This window comes from Lysinibacillus piscis (genome assembly GCF_026012395.1).
In the GTDB taxonomy this organism is placed as follows: Bacteria; Bacillota; Bacilli; order Bacillales_A; family Planococcaceae; genus Lysinibacillus; species Lysinibacillus piscis.
Map to the genome: position 1 here is coordinate 338,971 of NZ_BRZA01000002.1, position 17,324 is coordinate 356,294.

Consider the following 17,324-nt stretch of genomic DNA (forward strand, 5'->3'; position numbering starts at 1 on the left):
CAGAGGAATGGCTGAGCGTATCATGGCAGGCGAGGTAAGTAGCAATGAGGAGCAGTTTGAATTATCGTTACGCCCACAAAGATTAACACAATATATTGGGCAACAACAGGTAAAAGAGAATTTACAAATTTTCATTGAAGCGGCAAAGCTTCGTCAGGAAAGCTTGGACCATGTGTTACTGTATGGACCTCCTGGACTTGGCAAAACGACATTAGCTGCTGTGATTGCCAATGAAATGGATGTCAACGTGCGCATGACGAGTGGTCCTGCTATTGAACGCCCTGGTGATTTAGCTGCTATTTTAAGTTCATTAGAGCCAGGAGATGTTTTATTTATTGATGAAATCCATCGCCTGCCTCGTGCAATAGAAGAAGTTCTTTATCCCGCAATGGAGGATTTTTGTTTAGATATTGTGGTTGGCAAAGGACCTGAAGCTCGCTCGATTCGCCTCGATTTACCACCATTTACGCTTGTTGGTGCAACGACCAGAGCTGGTGCTTTATCTGCACCATTACGTGATCGCTTCGGTGTGTTATTACGTTTAGAGTATTATGATACAGCATCACTTGCTGACATTGTCACACGAAGTGCGCAATTATTCGAGGTTATTATAGAAGAAATCGCTGCACAGGAGATGGCTAAACGTTCACGAGGGACACCCCGCATTGCCAATCGCTTATTGAAGCGAGTAAGAGATTATGCACAAGTGCTTGGAAATGGTATGATAACAGAGGAATTGGCAAAGCAGGCGCTTGAATTATTGCAGGTAGACCCAAGAGGACTGGATCATATTGACCATAAATTGGTGACCAATATGATTGAACGTTTTCGAGGTGGTCCTGTAGGTTTAGATACATTGGCTGCTTCCATTGGGGAAGAGCGTGTGACGATAGAGGATGTCTATGAGCCGTATTTAATGCAGATTGGCTTTATTCAGCGGACGCCTCGTGGTCGCATCGTAACGCCAGCAGCTTACGAACATTTCGGCTATGATTATGCCCAACAAACATAGAGAAGAAGGAAGTTTTTTATGCGTGTAGAAGATTTTGATTTTGATTTACCAGAAGAACTAATTGCTCAAGTACCGTTAGCAGATCGGACAGCAAGTCGCTTGTTGGTTGTCACACCCGATTCCACTAAAGTCGAGCACCATCATTTTGCTCATATTTTAGAGGAGTTACAGGCAGGGGATTGTCTTGTGCTAAACGATACAAAGGTATTACCAGCACGTTTAATGGGTGTAAAGGAAGAGACAGGTGCCCATATTGAGGTGCTATTGTTAAAGCAGCAGGCTGGAACAGATGAATGGGAAACGCTTGTGAAACCAGCAAAACGTGTGAAAGTTGGCACAGTGGTGACATTTGGTGACGGTTTATTGACAGCTACTTGTACAGGGGAGTTAGAGCATGGTGGACGGCTGTTTACATTCCATTACGATGGGATTTTTTATGAAATTTTAGAGCAGCTTGGTGATATGCCATTGCCACCATATATTCGTGAAAAATTAGAGGATAAGGATCGCTACCAAACAGTTTATGCGAAAGAACGTGGCTCAGCAGCAGCACCAACAGCAGGCTTACATTTTACAGAAGAGTTGTTACAGCAAGTAAAGGCAAAAGGTGTGGAAGTTGCTTTTATTACGTTACATGTAGGGCTTGGTACTTTCCGACCTGTCAGTGTAGAGACAATCGAAAATCATGAAATGCACGCTGAATTTTATAGTGTGTCAGAGGAAACCGCAGCAACGATTAATCGTGTGAAGCAAAGTGGTGGGAAAATCATTGCTGTTGGCACAACCTCTACACGTACATTAGAAACGATTGCCTCTAAATATGATGGAGAAGTGCGAGCAGAGCAAGGCTGGACATCTATTTTTATTTATCCAGGCTATACGTTTTCTGCTGTAGATGGCTTGATTACTAATTTTCATTTACCAAAGTCTACCCTTGTGATGCTTGTGAGCACACTCGCTTCAAGAGAGACGATTTTAAGTGCCTATCATCAAGCAATTGAAGAAAAATATCGCTTCTTTAGCTTTGGTGATGCAATGTTTATTCGCCCGAAACGATAGACTGTAAGAAAAAAGTTACTCATCGCTCACAAGTGGGTAACTTTCTTTTTGTGCCATTTTTGAAAGTATCATATTAATCGAGTTTTTTTAATTTTATGATACAATATTACGTGACCATTCGGAGTACTGTTTTTACTTCAGATAAGAGAGGATTTTTTTAGCTATGACACAACCAGCAATTCGTTATGAGTTACTTCATACTTGTAAACAAACAGGAGCACGCCTTGGTATCGTGCACACGCCACACGGCTCATTTGAAACACCTGCCTTTATGCCTGTTGGGACACAGGCAACGGTGAAAACAATGTCACCAGAGGAATTAAAAGAAATGAATGCAGGCATTATTTTATCAAACACCTATCATTTATGGTTACGTCCAGGAAATGATATTGTCAAAGAAGCGGGTGGCTTGCATAAATTTATGAACTGGGACCGCCCCATTTTAACGGATTCAGGTGGTTTCCAAGTATTTTCACTTAGTCAATTCCGCAAAATTGAGGAAGAAGGCGTGCATTTCCGCAACCATCTAAATGGTGATAAATTATTCCTAAGCCCAGAAAAGGCGATGGAAATTCAAAATGATTTAGGCTCAGATATTATGATGGCCTTTGACGAATGCCCACCATATCCTGCGACACATGAGTATATGTTGAAATCTGTAGACCGTACAACACGTTGGGCAAAACGCTGTAAAGAAGCGCATCAACGCCCAGAAGAGCAAGGTTTATTTGGTATTATTCAAGGCGGTGAGTATGAGGATTTACGTCGCCGCTCGGCAGAGGCATTAGTGGAGCTAGATTTCCCAGGTTATGCAATCGGTGGGTTATCGGTGGGTGAACCAAAAGATGTTATGAATCGTGTGTTAGAATTCACAACACCTTTAATGCCAGTCAATAAACCACGTTATTTAATGGGCGTTGGTTCGCCAGACTCCTTAATTGATGGAGCGATTCGTGGGATCGATATGTTTGACTGTGTATTGCCAACACGTATTGCACGTAATGGTACATTAATGACATCAGAAGGTCGTCTTGTTGTGAAAAATGCAAAATATGCACGTGATTTTGGACCGATTGATCCGAACTGTGATTGCTACACATGTAAAAATTATTCACGTGCCTATATTCGTCACCTTATTCGTACAGAGGAAACATTTGGAATCCGTTTAACTTCATATCATAATTTGCACTTCCTATTGAAATTAATGGAGCAAGTGCGTGAAGCGATTCGCCAAGACCGTCTAGGTGATTTCCGAGAAGAATTTTTCGAGAAATACGGCTTTAATGGTCCAGATGCTAAAAATTTCTAATGGAAATATGGCTATTTTGAGAAAAATAGTACGTTTACTAGAAAAATAACTAATAAACTAGAAAAATTTGAGGCTTGACCGTCGCTTTTTATAGGGGGAATAGTCTATACTAAAAAAAGTGATGTTTAGAAAGGGGGCAAAAAATTTATGAGTCAACAACTATTAAGTCTAGCACCAATTTTATTAATGTTTGTGGCAATGTGGTTTATTTTAATCCGTCCTGCTAAAAAGAGACAGCAACAAACACAAAATATGCAAAGCAGTTTACAACGTGGCGATAAAGTCGTGACAATCGGTGGTTTACACGGTGTCATTGATTCGATTGAAGATGGCACAGTGACGTTGAAAATTGGCGAAAATGTGCGTATGAAATTTGAACGTCAAGCTATCGGACGTGTTGCAAATGATGAGAAATAGTAAGTAAGTGAGAAAAGCTTTGTTAAGATGATTGTTTTCATTTTGACAAAGCTTTTTTGTATAAAAAGAGAGCTGTACGGTCACCTTGATAGTATGGGGGTGTCTGTATGGAAGAATATTGGCTCATTATTTTTCGCACGGTGTTTCTTTATATCTTTTTAGTCATCGTATTCCGTTTAATGGGTAAGCGTGAAGTAGGCGAATTATCAGTGATTGATTTAGTTGTTTTTGTCTTAATGGCAGAGGTAGCAGCATTTGCGCTGGATGATGAAAAAAATTCATTATTTAAAGCTATCTTACCAATACTTATTTTATTGCTAATTCAAATTGTGAGTGCCTACTTATCGCTTAAATTTAAAAAGGTACGTGATTTAGTCGATGGTGAACCTTCATTACTTGTGCGAGATGGTGTGATTTTAGAGAAAGAAATGCGCAAGCAACGTTATAATTTGGATGATTTATGCCAGCAACTGCGTGAAAACGGCATTTCCTCTGTTACCGAGATTGCTTATGCGTATTTAGAGCCTTCAGGAAATCTTTCGGTCTATAAAAAAGATGAAAAGTCATTCGTCTACCCACTTATTATTGATGGAGATATTCAAGAAAGACACCTGCGAATCGTGCATAAGGATGTAGAGTGGCTACAGGCAGAATTAGCGAAAAACCATATTGACGATAGTCGTACTGTATTTTTTTGTATTTGGGAGGACAACCGACTTCATATTCAATTGAAAGAAAGTTAAACTTTTTTCACGAGCTTGCGCAAATAGCGAAAATCAGTTATTCGTAGTTGATTGGTCACTAATAAATAAGTGAACAGTAAAAATAAAGTGACACAGCTACTTAACACGAAAGGCAGGGCCAAGAGCGGCAGCAAAAAGTATTGTGTAATACAAACGGCGATAAAACAACTGTACGGAACGATAAACATGCGAAACCCTGCACGCAAATTTTTACGCTGTCTCACGGTTGCAATGTGTAAAAAGGATGTCAACAGAACACCAAAACCGATGGCGACAACGGCTCCTTTTTCTTGTATACCAGGCTGTGAGGCGAGCACAAACATCACAAATAATTTGCCAAGACCGCCATAAATAGAATTCATCATGGCGGCACGGGCTTCACCGATTGCCTGTAAAATGGAGTGTAAGGGGCTTTGAATATAGTAAAAATAAAAAATAGGTGCTAATATCTTCACATAGCCACGATTTTCCTGTAAGTGGAATAACTTAATGGCTAGTTCATCACCATGAATGAAAAAATAAGTAGCAGCGATACAACCGACTAAGGAAGATAGACGTAAGGACACAGCTACTCGTTCTTGTAAAAGGGGTGTATGCTGCCTAGCCACAGCATCGCTGACCGCTGGAATTAACACAATGGATAGTGCGGCAGAGACGAATGCTGGAAATAATAATAAAGGCACTAAAACACCTGAGATGACACCATACAAAATAGTCGCAGCAGAGGCAGTTAATCCCGCCATTGTCAACGCTTTTAAAAAGATAATCGGCTCTAAAAACCATGTGAAGGAGCCAAATAATTTACTGCCAGCAGAAGGCAGGGCAATGCGCAACATCGGTGAGGCTGGATAAGCAGTTACCGACGATTTTTTAGGAAGTATCATTTTTTTAGAAACCATGTAATGGAAGGCTAAATAAAGAAATGCCACAATCTCTGCTAGCAATGTAATCCCCATGGAAGCTGCTGCTGTGACAGCTGCATTTTGATATGTAGCGACAATGGGAAGCATGAGCGTAATAAAGCCAATGCGCACCGCTTGTTCAAGCATTTGTGCCCAAGCAGTTGGTGTAATTTTAGCAACGCCTTGTAAGTAAGCACGCAAGAGTCCAGAGCCGACAGAAACAGGTACGGCAAAGAGGGCAATCCAGAGTGTGTAGGTAGTATGTTCGTTATGTAAAAGTGTAGTAGAAATATAGGGAATTGTGAGTGCCACAAGTGGCATGAACACAAGCATGCCAAGGAATGACCAAAAAATAGCTGTGCGCATCACACCTAAAATGCTATCACGTTTATTTTTGGCTAGTAATTCCGCTACAATTTTAGCAACAGCGATTGGTAGTCCAAGCTGAATAAGTGAGATAAAGAAAATAAATGCTGGATAAACAGTCATATAAATGCCGACAGCCTCTTCACCAGCAATACGCATAAATTGCATTCTATAGAAAAAGCCAAAAAGTTTCGATAAGAAAATAACAAACATTAAAAATAGCGTACCACGTACAAAAGAACTCATGCCATCCGTCCCTTCTCAAGCCTCAAAAATTCATTTACACTATTTGTATGCAAACTTGTCTTACGATACAACTTTGATTGGAGATGATTCATAATGGAGATGCTGTATGCACAACTATTTGAAAAAGTTCGTCCTGCAATTGATAGTAAAATCGAAGAATTTAAACAATTCCGCTATGATACAATTACAGGGGAAGAGCTTTGGCGTTTTTGTGTTCAAAAAAAATGGCGTAAAAAAAATGTAGAACAATTACCGTTGCATGAAGTCATTGCTACACTTTTTTCGGTATCACCATCCGATATTGTGTCGTTTTACCAAGTAGAGTTTTTACAAAGCAGTGAAGGATTTGCACAAATCAATATAGATGACTTACAGCAATTACTGCATCCGATGAAAATATAAGAAATTTTGTCAAAGAATACACGCTATGTTGAATTGACAGCAAGCGCAACGTGTTTCATAATGAGTATGTTGCGCTTTTATATATAAAGAAGTACATAAAATAAATTAGCGCCTATAGGAACGATAGATAGAAAGAAACAGAACCTTTTGAATCCCTACTATACATGATTTTAAAAGAAAAGGAGGATTACTATTTCAAAAGGAACTGTTTGTGTAAGCATTGTCTTGCACTAATTCGAGGAGGATTTATAGATGAAATTAAAAAGTCGTATCGTTGCGTTTGTGTTGATAATTGCGTTGCTTGCAGCGGGTATGAGCACGACGGTCAATGGCGTCTTAAAGGACATTAAGCTTGGTCTTGATTTACAAGGTGGCTTTGAGGTTCTTTATGAGGTAAGTCAATTAAAAGATGGTCAAAAAATTTCACCAGAAGTTGTTTCGGCAACGGCAACAGCACTCGATAAACGTATCAATGAAATTGGTGTTAGTGAGCCAAGCATTGAAATCGAAGGCGACAATCGCATTCGTGTGCAATTAGCAGGTGTTGAAGACCAAGAATCTGCACGTAAATTATTGTCTACATCAGCTCATTTAACATTCCGTGATGTTGATGATAATTTATTGTTAGATGGTGATGATTTAAAACCAGGTGGTGCAAGTGATTCCTTTGACCAACAAAATCGTCCAATTGTATCTTTAACATTAAAAGATGCGAAAAAATTTGCGGATATTACAAGTAAAATTGCAGCAAAGCCACAAGGGCAAAATTTACTTGTTGTTTGGTTAGACTTTGAAGAGGGTGTCGATTCTTTTAAAGCAGAATCACAAAAAGAGAAGCCACGTTATGCATCCGCAGCGACTGTTACACAAACGCTGAATACAACAGATGTTATGATTAGCGGTAACTTTACTGTAGATGAAACGAAAAATTTAGCAGGTATTTTAAATGCGGGTGCATTACCAGTAAAATTAACTGAAATCTATTCAACTTCAGTTGGTGCACAATTTGGTGAGGACGCATTAAATGATACTGTTTTTGCTGGTATTGTAGGCGTCATCATTATTTTCGCCTTTATGCTGTTCTACTACCGTTTACCAGGCTTTGTATCCATTATTACATTGTCTGTTTTCACATTCTTAGTATTAGTGGTGTTTGATTGGATTAATGCCGTATTAACATTACCAGGGATTGCAGCCATTGTACTTGGTATTGGGATGGCGGTGGATGCCAACATTTTATCAGCAGAGCGTATTCGAGAGGAATTGCGTGTAGGCTATTCCGTGAAACAAGCTTTCCAAATTGGTTCAAAAGAATCGTTATCAGCGATTGTCGATGCCCAGTTAACAACATTATTGGCAGCAGGCGTATTATTCTACTACGGGACAAGCTCTGTTAAAGGCTTTGCTACAACATTAATTATTAGTATTTTACTAAGCTTCTTAACAGCTGTTTGGGGTTCTCGTGTATTGACAGGCTTACTTGCGAATAGTGGTTATTTCAATAACCCAGCATGGTTTGGTATTGCGAAATCAAAACAGCATAGCTTAGATGAAAATATTGGTACATTAGATTTGTCTACGAAATTTGATCGTTTTGATTTTGTACACAATCGTAAAAAATTCTATACATTATCACTTGCTATTTTAGTAGCTGGTTTAGTAGTACTTGGTATTTTCCGTTTGAATTTAGGTATCGATTTCTCAAGTGGTACACGTGTGCAAATCGAAGCAGATAAAACATTGACGCAGGAAGAAGTATCGAGCTATATTGATAGCATTGGCTTCCCAGCAGAAGATATTGTCTTGTCTGGTGAAAAGAAAAATATGGCGGTTATTCGCTATAAAGAGGATTTATCACAAGAAGACATTTTGAAATTCCAAAAAGAGACAACAGCGAAATATGGTCATAATCCGACTGTAAGTACTGTGTCAGATACAGTTGGGAAAGAGCTTGTGAAAAATGCCATTTATGCGTTAGCAATTGCGGCAGTAGGCATTATTATTTATGTAGCAATTCGCTTTGAATGGCGCATGGGTATTGGCGCTATTGTGTCATTACTACATGACGTATTCTTAATCGTCGCAGTATTTAGCTTTATGCGCTTAGAGGTTGATATTACATTTATTGCGGCTGTGTTAACGATTGTTGGTTATTCGATTAATGATACTATCGTTACCTTTGACCGTATGCGTGAAAATTTAGATCGTTATGATACGATTAATGACCGTGAAGTACTTGCGGATATTGTGAATAAATCATTACGTCAAACGATGGGACGCTCTGTCAATACAGTGCTAACCGTAATTATTGTAACAATCACATTGTTAATTTTCGGTGCACCATCGATTCAAAACTTCTCGATTGCCTTATTAATCGGGTTAATTACAGGTATGTATTCTTCCATCTGTATCGCAGCTCAAATTTGGTATTCATTAAAAATTCGTGAAATGAAAAAATCAAATGGTCAGCTACAGAAAAAAGAGAAAAAACAATGGGGTACAGACGAACCGACTGTATAACAAAACAAAAGCTTGCTTCCTTTTTGTGGGGAGCAAGCCTTTTTTGTCTTAAAGTTTAAATTGTTGTAAAGTTGTTTGGAGATGTTGAGCATTGCTGCTTAACTCTTCGGCAACCGCATTAATTTGTTCCATCATGGCAACTTGCTCGTCTGTTGCTTCTGAAATCGTTGTGGCATCATCTGCTGAGGCACGAGTACCTGTGGCAATTTCTGCAACAGAAGCGGCAACTTCTTCGGCGCTGGCTGAAATTTGTTCGGATGTGGCTGAAATTTCTTCAATTTGTCCTGTAAATGTTTGAATTGATGTCGCAATGGAATAGAAATTATCGCCTGCCTGCTGCATTTTATGAACGCCTTCTTGCACAGATGTTAAGCCATCACCGACAGCTTGTGCTACATTTTGTGTATCCACTAAAATTTCTTGTGTTAATGTCACGATTTGACTAGCCGATTGGTTAGATTGTTCGGCTAACTTGCGAACTTCATCAGCTACGACCGCAAAGCCTTTTCCATGCTCGCCAGCTCGTGCCGCTTCAATGGCTGCATTCAAGGCAAGTAAGTTCGTTTGTTCTGTAATCATGGTGATGACTTTTGAAATTTCACCAATTTCTTCTGATTGCTTATTCAGCTTTTCTGTCATTGTGACAACTTGTTGCGTAGATGAAGAAATGACATCCATTTGTTGCTGTGCATTTGTAATAATACTACTTCCCTCTGTCGCTAATTGTGTCATTTCGACAGATTTATGATGCAGTGTTTGGGTAGCCTCCGCAATGCGTTGTACACCCGTTGCTGTTTCGTCCATTGCCACAGAGCTTTGCTGAGAGGCGCTGGCAGATGATGATAGACGACCAGATGTTTCTTGTACACGCTTTGTAATATCGATGGTTGTCGATGTCACTTCCTCTGTACTAGCAAATAATTGCTCTGAAACAGCCGACAAATGTGAGGCATTGTCTTGTACTTTGAAAATAAGTGCAGATAGATTGCCTTTTAGTGTATTGACCGCTGTAGCAAGTGTGCTTATTTCATCCTTTGTTTTATGTTTAAGTTCCTCGATTGTTAGATCTCCTTGTGCCAACATATCTGCGGCATGAATGACTTTAAATAGTGGTTGAATAATATATTTTTTCACAAAATACATAAAATAGAAGCCAACGATGATACTTACAACGAGTAGCACAATAGAGACGATTATAGAAGAAAGGACAGTTTGATTAACCTTTTCTTCAATCACTTGAAGCTGCTTCTCATGATAAGCTAAAAATTCTTTCGTTACGTCGAAAAATTCTTTATTATAACGAGTTACGTCTTGGTTTACATAGGATAGAGCCAACTCCATATGGCCTTTCTTATGAGCCTCCAAAGCTTTGTCTGTACTTGATAACAAACCATCTTGAAGTGTTACTAATTGCGCTACTACATTTTTAGAATTCTCAGAACGAGCTTCGTTGGCCAATTGCTGAATCGTTTCAGGGAGCGTTTTATTATAGCGGTCTAACGCCTCCTTTGCTACTGTATCCTTATCGTTTAACATATAAGAACGTAAAAATAGACCTTGTGATGCCAATTGTTGCTGTATTTTTAATGTGAGCTGTATTTGAACAACACGGTGGTCGAGCACTTCTTGTAAGTCATCTTGAACAGCTCTAAATTGAAAAAATGCGATGGCGCTAGAAATGAATAGTAAACAGGTTAAGGAAATAAAGCCAAGATTTAATTTTCTGCGAACGGACATAATGCGTTCCTACTTTCTGTCATAAAATGAATGTTTTGAATTTACTATAACTTGATATTTTTCAGTGGTCAATGTAGATATAGAGAGATTTTCTGAAAATCACCTGCGTTTTAGAAAAGATTTTTAAATGTTATATACCTAGCAATCGATTTTGTGATAATTGAAGATCTTTCCTTAAAATAATAAGCTAGTGAAAAATCTTTTTCTCAGAATTAATTGACAATTTAGCTAATTTAGCATAGAATAATTCTAACTTTTTGTTCGATACAAGGTGTAGTGTTCAGGAGTGAGCCTAGCCTTAGAGCAGATGAGCTAAGCAGAGATGAGTATAGTAGAGAAATTGTTGAATAAGAGTAGTAGCATATGTGTGCAACAACAGAGAGTCAGTGGCAGGTGGAAACTGATTTGTAGCATATGTGAATGGACTTATGAGAGTTGCAATAATTTGCAAACGGCTAGCCTACGTTAAAGGGCGTATCTTACAAATAAACGTAAGATACATAAGTGAGAGCATCATGCTCTAATTTGAGGTGGCAACGCGGTCATAATCGTCCTCTGCAATTAGGAAATTCCTAATTTGCAGAGGACTTTTTTATCTTGGTTCAGCAAATATTTTGTCTGTGCGAAAGCGAAGCGACAGCAACAAATGTTTTGTCTGTGCGAAAGCGAAGCGACAGCAACAAATATTTTGTCTGTGCGAAAGCGAAGCGACAGCAGCAAATGTTTTGTCTGTGCGAAAGCGAAGTGGGTAATTTGTTAAACCAAGATAAAAGCCTCAGCGTAATTGATTTTAAGATTTGAAAGGAGTTGGGGTGGAATGCAATCGACGAGTTCAAGAACAAAAATGAAGACCATTAATGGAGATTCCTTGACACCTATTTTAATTTTTAGACGACTACAAGGACAATATAAGTTTTTACTTGAAAGTTCAGCGCAACACGAAGGGGCAGGACGCTATTCATTTATCGGAGCGAACCCAAGAAAGACATATAAAGGGATGGGCAACGAAATACAGGAATATGTATATAAAACAGATTCGACTTATACACATAAGGGAGATTTACTTGCTTTACTGAAGCAAATGATGCCACGTATTTCTAACACGACACAAATTCCATTCTCAGGAGGAGCTGTTGGCTATGTAAATCATTTGGCACAAGGAATAGCACATGATAGTGGACAATTGCCAAATATCCATTTTCATATTTATGAAACCATCATTGTCTTTGACCATCTAACAGATGAAGTAACGATGATTTATACCAATATTGATGCTGAAAAGAAAGAGCCTGATTTGGAGGCATTAGCAGCGCAATTACTTAAAGGTGATAATAGTGCTGAGCCAACATGGAGCTATCAACCTCTTCATGTAGGAAAAAAAGAGCCATTTGATGATGTACTGAAGGCAGAGAAAGCAGCTTTACATGGTGAAGCAACAAGAATCATTGTGTCCAATCGTTTTATCGCTGGGTTCCAAGGAGAGCCATTTGCTTTATATCGACAATTGCGCAAAAAAAATCCTAGCTCTTATATGTATTATGTAGAGTTTGAGGAATATACAGTGATAGGGACAGCACCATCTAGCTTGATTCGCGTAAAGGGTGAGCGTGTGATTGCTACACCGACAGAAGGAGCATTTCCTCGCGGTACACAGCGCAGTGAGGATGTCATCAATGAACGAAAATTATATGAAAATGTAGAAATTCGCAATTCACATACCGTGTCCGTTTCTGCTATTCAACAAGAATTACAGTCGGTTTGCTTCAGAGATTCTATACAAGTGATTGAAGCAATGAAAATTGAACGTTCCAAACAGTTGCTTTATATGACATCAAGGGTAGAGGGGAAGCTATTACCCATGTTACATGCACTGGATGTGTTGGCGTCTGTCTTACCACCTTTTAATCAAGCAGACCCATTGATAGAAGGCATTGGGGGAGCAATTGGCTTTGTTGGCTTTAATGGGCATCTTGATTTTGCATTAACAGGGCAGTCTATTGTCATTGACAAGGAAACGATGCATCTACAGTCTGCTATAACAATGACAAAGCATACCAATATACAAAGAATTTTAAAGCAAATGGCAGAGCATGAGGCAAGATTTAAGCAGATATTTGAAAAATAAGGAGGCTAATGTGCGTGGACGCAATCTATCAAAAAGTACAGCAGCATGAGCATTTAATGTATGAAGAAATGCTGCAAGTAGCAGAATGGATGTTTCAAGAGGAAACACCGAAGGAAGATATCGGTCGTTTTTTAACGGCGTTAGCAGCGAAAGGTGAAACAGCCCATGAGGTGGCAGCACTCGCTACAGTGATGCGGTCATTTGCATTGCATGTTCCTGCAGTTGAAGGGGTTTATATGGATAACTGTGGTACAGGTGGTGATGGACTGAACACGTTTAATATTAGTACAGCTTCTGCTTTTGTATTAGCAGGGGCAGGCGTTAAAATGGCAAAGCACGGCAATCGTAAAATTTCTTCCTCATCAGGTAGTACAGATGTATTAGAGGCACTTGGTATTCACACCAATATTACGGTTGAACAAACGGTTGAATTATTAGAGCAAGAAGGTATCGCCTTTTTATATGCACCCAATGTCCATCCAAAATTGAAGCGTATTGGTGAAGTGAGGCGTGCGCTTGGCAAACCGACTATTTTTAATCTTGTCGGACCATTGACAAACCCTGTTCCGTTGTCCACACAATTTACAGGGATTAGTCGTCCACAATTTGTGATGGAGTATGCCTCTGTTTTACAAATGCTTGGACGTGAGCGAGCAATGGTGGTTTCAGGACCACAAGGCTTAGATGAAGCATCATTGGCTGGTCAAAATACATTTGTTTTAGTCGATAAAGGAGACCTCATTCCATTTTCCTTAACGGCAGAGGATGCGGGATTAGCCTATGCACCATTAGAGGCTATTCGTGGTGGTGATGCGGTAGAAAATGCGGCGATTATGCGTAGACTTTTAGCTGGTGAGCGCAGTGCTTATTTTGATACGGTGTTGTTAAACGTAGGAATCGGTTTATTTAGCTATGGGAAGGTAGAAACGGTAAAAGAAGGTGTCGAAATGGCAAAGGACAGTATTTTAAGTGGGCGTGCTTTACAAAAACTAGAGGCGGTTGCTGCATATAGTGAAAAAATTAAAAAAGTGGAGGTGGAGCAATGACGATTTTAACGAAAATTTTAGCACAAAAAAAAATAGAAGTGGCGGCATTGTTAGAACAGCCTGATCCACTAGCACATTTTACAGCAACGGTACGTCCCTCTTTATTTGAACGATTACGACAAAGTGAGACATTGCAAGTGATTGCTGAAATGAAGCGTGCCTCGCCATCCAAAGGGTTAATTGCTGAAGGAGCAAATCCTGTGGCACAGGCTAGCATTTATGAGCAAGCAGGAGCAGCCGCTATTTCAGTATTAACCGATACAAAATTTTTTCAAGGGTCTTTTGCAGATTTAGCAGCAGTTGCAGAAGCAGTAGATACGCCCTTACTTTGCAAAGATTTTATGATTGATCGTATTCAAATACGCTTTGCGAAAGCATCAGGTGCGTCCATTATTTTATTAATCGTAGCAGCCTTAACAGATGAGGCATTACGAGATTTATATCATTATGCGACGAATTTAGGCTTGGAAGTTTTAGTAGAGGTACATGATGTAGAGGAATTGCAGCGAGCATTAGCGGTGAATGCAAAATTAATCGGTGTTAATAACCGTGATTTACGAACGTTTGAAGTGAGCCTAGAGCGCACAAGTGAAATAGCAGCGGCTTTTCCATTTGCTGAGGAGCGAGTACTGATTAGTGAAAGTGGTATTTGGACAACAGAAGATGCGCAAGTTGTGGCATCAGTGGGAGCAAGCGCAGTTCTTGTTGGGGAATCATTAATGCGTAGCGGTGATGCAGGCGCAGCATTAACAGCGTTACAGGTGAAAAAGGTAGGGACAGCGGTATGACAAAGGTCAAAATTTGTGGTTTAAAGGAAGTACAACATGTGGAAGCGGCTGTGCAAGCAGGTGCAGATGCAATTGGCTTCGTCTTTGCACCGAGTAAACGACAAGTATCAATAGAGCAAGCACGGCAATTAGCTAAGCATGTACCAGAGGGCGTATTGAAAATTGGTGTTTTTGTCAATCCAGAGCCAGCCATTTTACGTGAAGCAGTAGAAACAGTTGGCTTAGATTATGTGCAATATCATGGAGAGGAAACACCTGACTTTATTCATAGGCAAGGTTATCCAGCAATTAAAGCATTATCTGTAAGAAGTGTGGAGGATGTACAAGCGGCTACAAATTACGAGGTTGGTTATTATTTATTTGATGCACCTGGTACAGACTTTAAAGGCGGTAGTGGGCATACATTTGATTGGACATTACTTGAATCAGTAGGCATTGCGAAAAGTCGATTAATTTTAGCGGGTGGCTTAAATGTTGACAATATTGAAGAAGCCATTGCCCTTGTATCACCTTGGATGGTGGATGTATCAAGTGGTGTGGAATCAGATGGTGTCAAGGATAGTGAGAAAATTCAAGCATTTTTACAACGAGCGAAAAGAGGGAAAGCCTAATGACACAGTCAATTGCAAATAGTGTCCCGACAACAGGAGGGCGTTATGGACGATTTGGTGGACAATTTGTACCAGAAACATTAATGACCGCATTAATCGAATTAGAAACAGCGTATGAGGAAGCGATACAGGATTCTGCATTTACAGAGGAATTAGCCTACTATTTAAAGGATTATGTAGGGCGAGAAACACCGCTTTATTACGCAGAAAATTTAACGAAAACAATAGGTGGGGCGAAAATTTATTTAAAGCGTGAAGATTTAAATCATACAGGCGCACATAAAATCAACAATGCGATTGGACAGGCATTGCTCGCAAAACGCATGGGCAAAACGAAAGTTGTCGCTGAAACAGGTGCAGGACAGCACGGTGTAGCAACAGCAACAGCCTGTGCCTTATTAAATTTAGAATGTGTTGTTTTTATGGGTGCAGAGGATATTAAACGTCAGCAATTAAATGTTTTTCGAATGGAACTGCTTGGGGCAAAGGTAGAGTCGGTGGAATCAGGCTCCAAGACATTAAAGGACGCGTGTAATGCAGCACTTCGCTATTGGGTGACAAATGTGGAGGATACGCACTATATTTTAGGCTCTGCATTAGGTCCACATCCATTCCCAAAAATTGTGCGCGACTTCCAGCGAGTGATTGGCGTGGAAACAAGAAGGCAAATTGTAGAGAAAGAGGGACGTTTGCCAAATGCGGTAGTAGCCTGTATTGGTGGTGGGAGTAATGCGATTGGTATGTTCCATCCATTTGTGGACGATGAAGAGGTAGCGTTATACGGTGTAGAGGCAGCAGGAGCAGGCCTTGAGACAGGCAAGCATGCAGCAGCGATTGCTGGTGGCAAGCTTGGTGTTTTACATGGTGCGTATATGTATTTACTACAGGACGAAAATGGCTTTGTACAGGAGGCGCATTCTATCTCTGCTGGGCTTGATTATCCAGGAAAAGGACCTGAACATTGCTATTTGCATGATATTGGACGTGTGACATTTGAATCGATTACAGATGATGAAGCATTAGAGGGCTTACAGCTATTATGCCGTACAGAGGGTATATTACCTGCATTGGAAAGTGCACATGCCATTGCCTATACGGCGAAATTGGCGAAAACGATGGCTGCTGATGAAGTGATTGTTGTTTGCTTATCCGGTCGTGGTGATAAAGATGTACATACAGTACGTCAAGTACTAGGAGGGGATAAGGCATGACAACATTACAGCAGGCAATTGAACAAGTGAACGATGCGGGACAAAAAGCATTTGTACCATATATTATGGCTGGTGATGGTGGACTTGCAACAGTAAAGCCAACCATCTTACAGTTACAGGCATTAGGCGTTACAGCGATTGAAGTAGGGATTCCCTTTACAGACCCTGTGGCAGATGGCCCGACAATTGAACAAGCAGGTGAGCGAGCGCTAGCGGCAGGTGTCAATTTACGCAATGTTTTAGCGGAGCTAGCTTCTTTTCGAGAGGAGATTACGGTACCACTTGTTATCATGACCTATTTTAATCCTGTATTAGCCTATGGATTGGAGGCATTTGCGCAAAGCTGTGAGGCAGGTGGTGTCAAAGGCTTAATTGTTCCTGATGTGCCACTGGAGGAAAGTGCTATTTTACGAGAGGTATTAAATCCATATGGTGTAGCTATTGTGCAGCTCGTGTCATTGACAAGTCCGCCAGAGCGTATTGCTCGCATCGCCGCAGCAAGTCAGGGCTTTGTCTATGCCGTAACGGTCAATGGCATTACAGGAGCTCGTGCTAGCTTTGCTAATGATTTAGATCACCATTTTGCACAGCTTTGTGAGGCAAGTGCCATTCCTGTGTTAGCGGGCTTTGGTATTTCAACGCCAGCGCAAGTTGTTAGCATGGGTGCGCTAGCTAATGGCGTTATTGTGGGGAGTGCGATTGTGACGGCTTTACACAATGGCGATAGTCAAACAATAGAGGATTTAGTAGCCGCTTCGAGATAAAGTGACATAAAACAACAGGCTGTAGATACAAAATTCGATGTATCTACAGCCTGCTGTTTTACTATG

General features: G+C 40.2%; 15 protein-coding genes and 1 other annotated feature. Of the genes, 13 read left to right on the forward strand and 2 right to left on the reverse strand.

Features of this window, described 5'->3' with window-relative positions; translation table 11 throughout:
- The first annotated feature begins 7 nt into the window (after positions 1 to 7).
- The 5 genes from ruvB to OPF91_RS08000 all read left to right on the forward strand — a co-directional run bounded on the left by ruvB (position 8) and on the right by OPF91_RS08000 (position 4,540).
- Positions 8 to 1,012, forward strand: a complete 1,005-nt coding sequence (ruvB, locus tag OPF91_RS07980; protein ID WP_264988215.1) for a Holliday junction branch migration DNA helicase RuvB — start codon at positions 8 to 10, stop codon at positions 1,010 to 1,012.
- 18 nt (positions 1,013 to 1,030) lie between these two features.
- Positions 1,031 to 2,071, forward strand: coding sequence for a tRNA preQ1(34) S-adenosylmethionine ribosyltransferase-isomerase QueA (queA, locus tag OPF91_RS07985; RefSeq protein ID WP_264988216.1), 1,041 nt, complete (start codon positions 1,031 to 1,033; stop codon positions 2,069 to 2,071).
- 163 nt (positions 2,072 to 2,234) lie between these two features.
- Positions 2,235 to 3,380, forward strand: coding sequence for a tRNA guanosine(34) transglycosylase Tgt (gene tgt, locus OPF91_RS07990; RefSeq protein WP_264988217.1), 1,146 nt, complete (start codon positions 2,235 to 2,237; stop codon positions 3,378 to 3,380).
- Between the two features lie 147 nt (positions 3,381 to 3,527).
- The gene (gene yajC, locus OPF91_RS07995) at positions 3,528 to 3,797 is read left to right on the forward strand and encodes a preprotein translocase subunit YajC (protein WP_264988218.1); all 270 of its coding nucleotides are present in this window, start codon (positions 3,528 to 3,530) and stop codon (positions 3,795 to 3,797) included.
- Between the two features lie 107 nt (positions 3,798 to 3,904).
- Positions 3,905 to 4,540, forward strand: a complete 636-nt coding sequence (locus tag OPF91_RS08000) for a DUF421 domain-containing protein (RefSeq protein ID WP_264988219.1) — start codon at positions 3,905 to 3,907, stop codon at positions 4,538 to 4,540.
- Here OPF91_RS08000 and OPF91_RS08005 read toward each other — a convergent pair.
- A complete protein-coding gene (locus OPF91_RS08005) occupies positions 4,537 to 6,054 on the reverse strand; it encodes a putative polysaccharide biosynthesis protein (RefSeq protein ID WP_264988220.1) in 1,518 nt (505 codons plus the stop codon). The genes OPF91_RS08000 and OPF91_RS08005 overlap by 4 nt on opposite strands.
- Before the next feature lie 93 nt (positions 6,055 to 6,147).
- Between OPF91_RS08005 and OPF91_RS08010 the strand changes: the two genes are divergently transcribed.
- A complete protein-coding gene (locus OPF91_RS08010; RefSeq protein ID WP_264988222.1) occupies positions 6,148 to 6,456 on the forward strand; it encodes a post-transcriptional regulator in 309 nt (102 codons plus the stop codon).
- A 252-nt stretch (positions 6,457 to 6,708) separates the two neighbouring features.
- On the forward strand, positions 6,709 to 8,976 hold the full coding sequence (gene secDF, locus OPF91_RS08015) for a protein translocase subunit SecDF (protein ID WP_264988223.1): 2,268 nt from the start codon (positions 6,709 to 6,711) through the stop codon (positions 8,974 to 8,976).
- A 48-nt stretch (positions 8,977 to 9,024) separates the two neighbouring features.
- Here secDF and OPF91_RS08020 read toward each other — a convergent pair whose 3' ends face one another.
- Positions 9,025 to 10,713 (reverse strand): methyl-accepting chemotaxis protein, encoded by a 1,689-nt coding sequence (locus tag OPF91_RS08020; RefSeq protein ID WP_264988224.1) that lies wholly within the window; start codon positions 10,711 to 10,713, stop codon positions 9,025 to 9,027.
- Between the two features lie 334 nt (positions 10,714 to 11,047).
- Positions 11,048 to 11,272 (forward strand) — a binding site (T-box leader).
- 258 nt (positions 11,273 to 11,530) lie between these two features.
- Between OPF91_RS08020 and OPF91_RS08025 the strand changes: the two genes are divergently transcribed.
- The 6 genes from OPF91_RS08025 to trpA are packed head-to-tail and all read left to right on the forward strand — an operon-like array spanning position 11,531 to position 17,258.
- Positions 11,531 to 12,838: a chorismate-binding protein gene (locus tag OPF91_RS08025; RefSeq protein WP_264988225.1), complete on the forward strand. Its 1,308-nt coding sequence runs from the start codon at positions 11,531 to 11,533 to the stop codon at positions 12,836 to 12,838.
- A gap of 8 nt (positions 12,839 to 12,846) precedes the next feature.
- Complete coding sequence (trpD, locus tag OPF91_RS08030) at positions 12,847 to 13,884, forward strand: anthranilate phosphoribosyltransferase (protein ID WP_373877039.1); 1,038 nt, start codon at positions 12,847 to 12,849, stop codon at positions 13,882 to 13,884.
- Positions 13,881 to 14,672 carry an indole-3-glycerol phosphate synthase TrpC gene (trpC, locus tag OPF91_RS08035; protein WP_264988227.1) on the forward strand — a complete coding sequence of 264 codons (792 nt, stop codon included), beginning with the start codon at positions 13,881 to 13,883 and terminating at the stop codon, positions 14,670 to 14,672. Before trpD ends, trpC begins: the two co-directional genes overlap by 4 nt.
- Positions 14,669 to 15,283 (forward strand): phosphoribosylanthranilate isomerase, encoded by a 615-nt coding sequence (locus tag OPF91_RS08040; RefSeq protein WP_264988228.1) that lies wholly within the window; start codon positions 14,669 to 14,671, stop codon positions 15,281 to 15,283. Before trpC ends, OPF91_RS08040 begins: the two co-directional genes overlap by 4 nt.
- A complete protein-coding gene (gene trpB / locus OPF91_RS08045; RefSeq protein WP_264988229.1) occupies positions 15,283 to 16,494 on the forward strand; it encodes a tryptophan synthase subunit beta in 1,212 nt (403 codons plus the stop codon). The genes OPF91_RS08040 and trpB overlap by 1 nt, the downstream gene beginning before the upstream one ends.
- Positions 16,491 to 17,258 (forward strand): tryptophan synthase subunit alpha, encoded by a 768-nt coding sequence (gene trpA, locus OPF91_RS08050; RefSeq protein ID WP_264988230.1) that lies wholly within the window; start codon positions 16,491 to 16,493, stop codon positions 17,256 to 17,258. Before trpB ends, trpA begins: the two co-directional genes overlap by 4 nt.
- Positions 17,259 to 17,324 lie beyond the last annotated feature (66 nt).

What these genes read in the sequence shown, in the direction of transcription:
- OPF91_RS08025 (WP_264988225.1), top strand. Translation starts at nt 11,531, where the DNA reads ATGCAATCGACGAGTTCAAGAACAAAAATGAAGACCATTAATGGAGAT.
- trpA (WP_264988230.1), top strand. Translation starts at nt 16,491, where the DNA reads ATGACAACATTACAGCAGGCAATTGAACAAGTGAACGATGCGGGACAA.
- OPF91_RS08000 (WP_264988219.1), top strand. Translation starts at nt 3,905, where the DNA reads ATGGAAGAATATTGGCTCATTATTTTTCGCACGGTGTTTCTTTATATC.
- OPF91_RS08010 (WP_264988222.1), top strand. Translation starts at nt 6,148, where the DNA reads ATGGAGATGCTGTATGCACAACTATTTGAAAAAGTTCGTCCTGCAATT.
- queA (WP_264988216.1), top strand. Translation starts at nt 1,031, where the DNA reads ATGCGTGTAGAAGATTTTGATTTTGATTTACCAGAAGAACTAATTGCT.
- OPF91_RS08005 (WP_264988220.1), bottom strand. Translation starts at nt 6,054, where the DNA reads ATGAGTTCTTTTGTACGTGGTACGCTATTTTTAATGTTTGTTATTTTC.
- trpC (WP_264988227.1), top strand. Translation starts at nt 13,881, where the DNA reads ATGACGATTTTAACGAAAATTTTAGCACAAAAAAAAATAGAAGTGGCG.
- ruvB (WP_264988215.1), top strand. Translation starts at nt 8, where the DNA reads ATGGCTGAGCGTATCATGGCAGGCGAGGTAAGTAGCAATGAGGAGCAG.
- OPF91_RS08020 (WP_264988224.1), bottom strand. Translation starts at nt 10,713, where the DNA reads ATGTCCGTTCGCAGAAAATTAAATCTTGGCTTTATTTCCTTAACCTGT.
- trpB (WP_264988229.1), top strand. Translation starts at nt 15,283, where the DNA reads ATGACACAGTCAATTGCAAATAGTGTCCCGACAACAGGAGGGCGTTAT.
- OPF91_RS08040 (WP_264988228.1), top strand. Translation starts at nt 14,669, where the DNA reads ATGACAAAGGTCAAAATTTGTGGTTTAAAGGAAGTACAACATGTGGAA.
- trpD (WP_373877039.1), top strand. Translation starts at nt 12,847, where the DNA reads ATGTGCGTGGACGCAATCTATCAAAAAGTACAGCAGCATGAGCATTTA.
- tgt (WP_264988217.1), top strand. Translation starts at nt 2,235, where the DNA reads ATGACACAACCAGCAATTCGTTATGAGTTACTTCATACTTGTAAACAA.
- secDF (WP_264988223.1), top strand. Translation starts at nt 6,709, where the DNA reads ATGAAATTAAAAAGTCGTATCGTTGCGTTTGTGTTGATAATTGCGTTG.
- yajC (WP_264988218.1), top strand. Translation starts at nt 3,528, where the DNA reads ATGAGTCAACAACTATTAAGTCTAGCACCAATTTTATTAATGTTTGTG.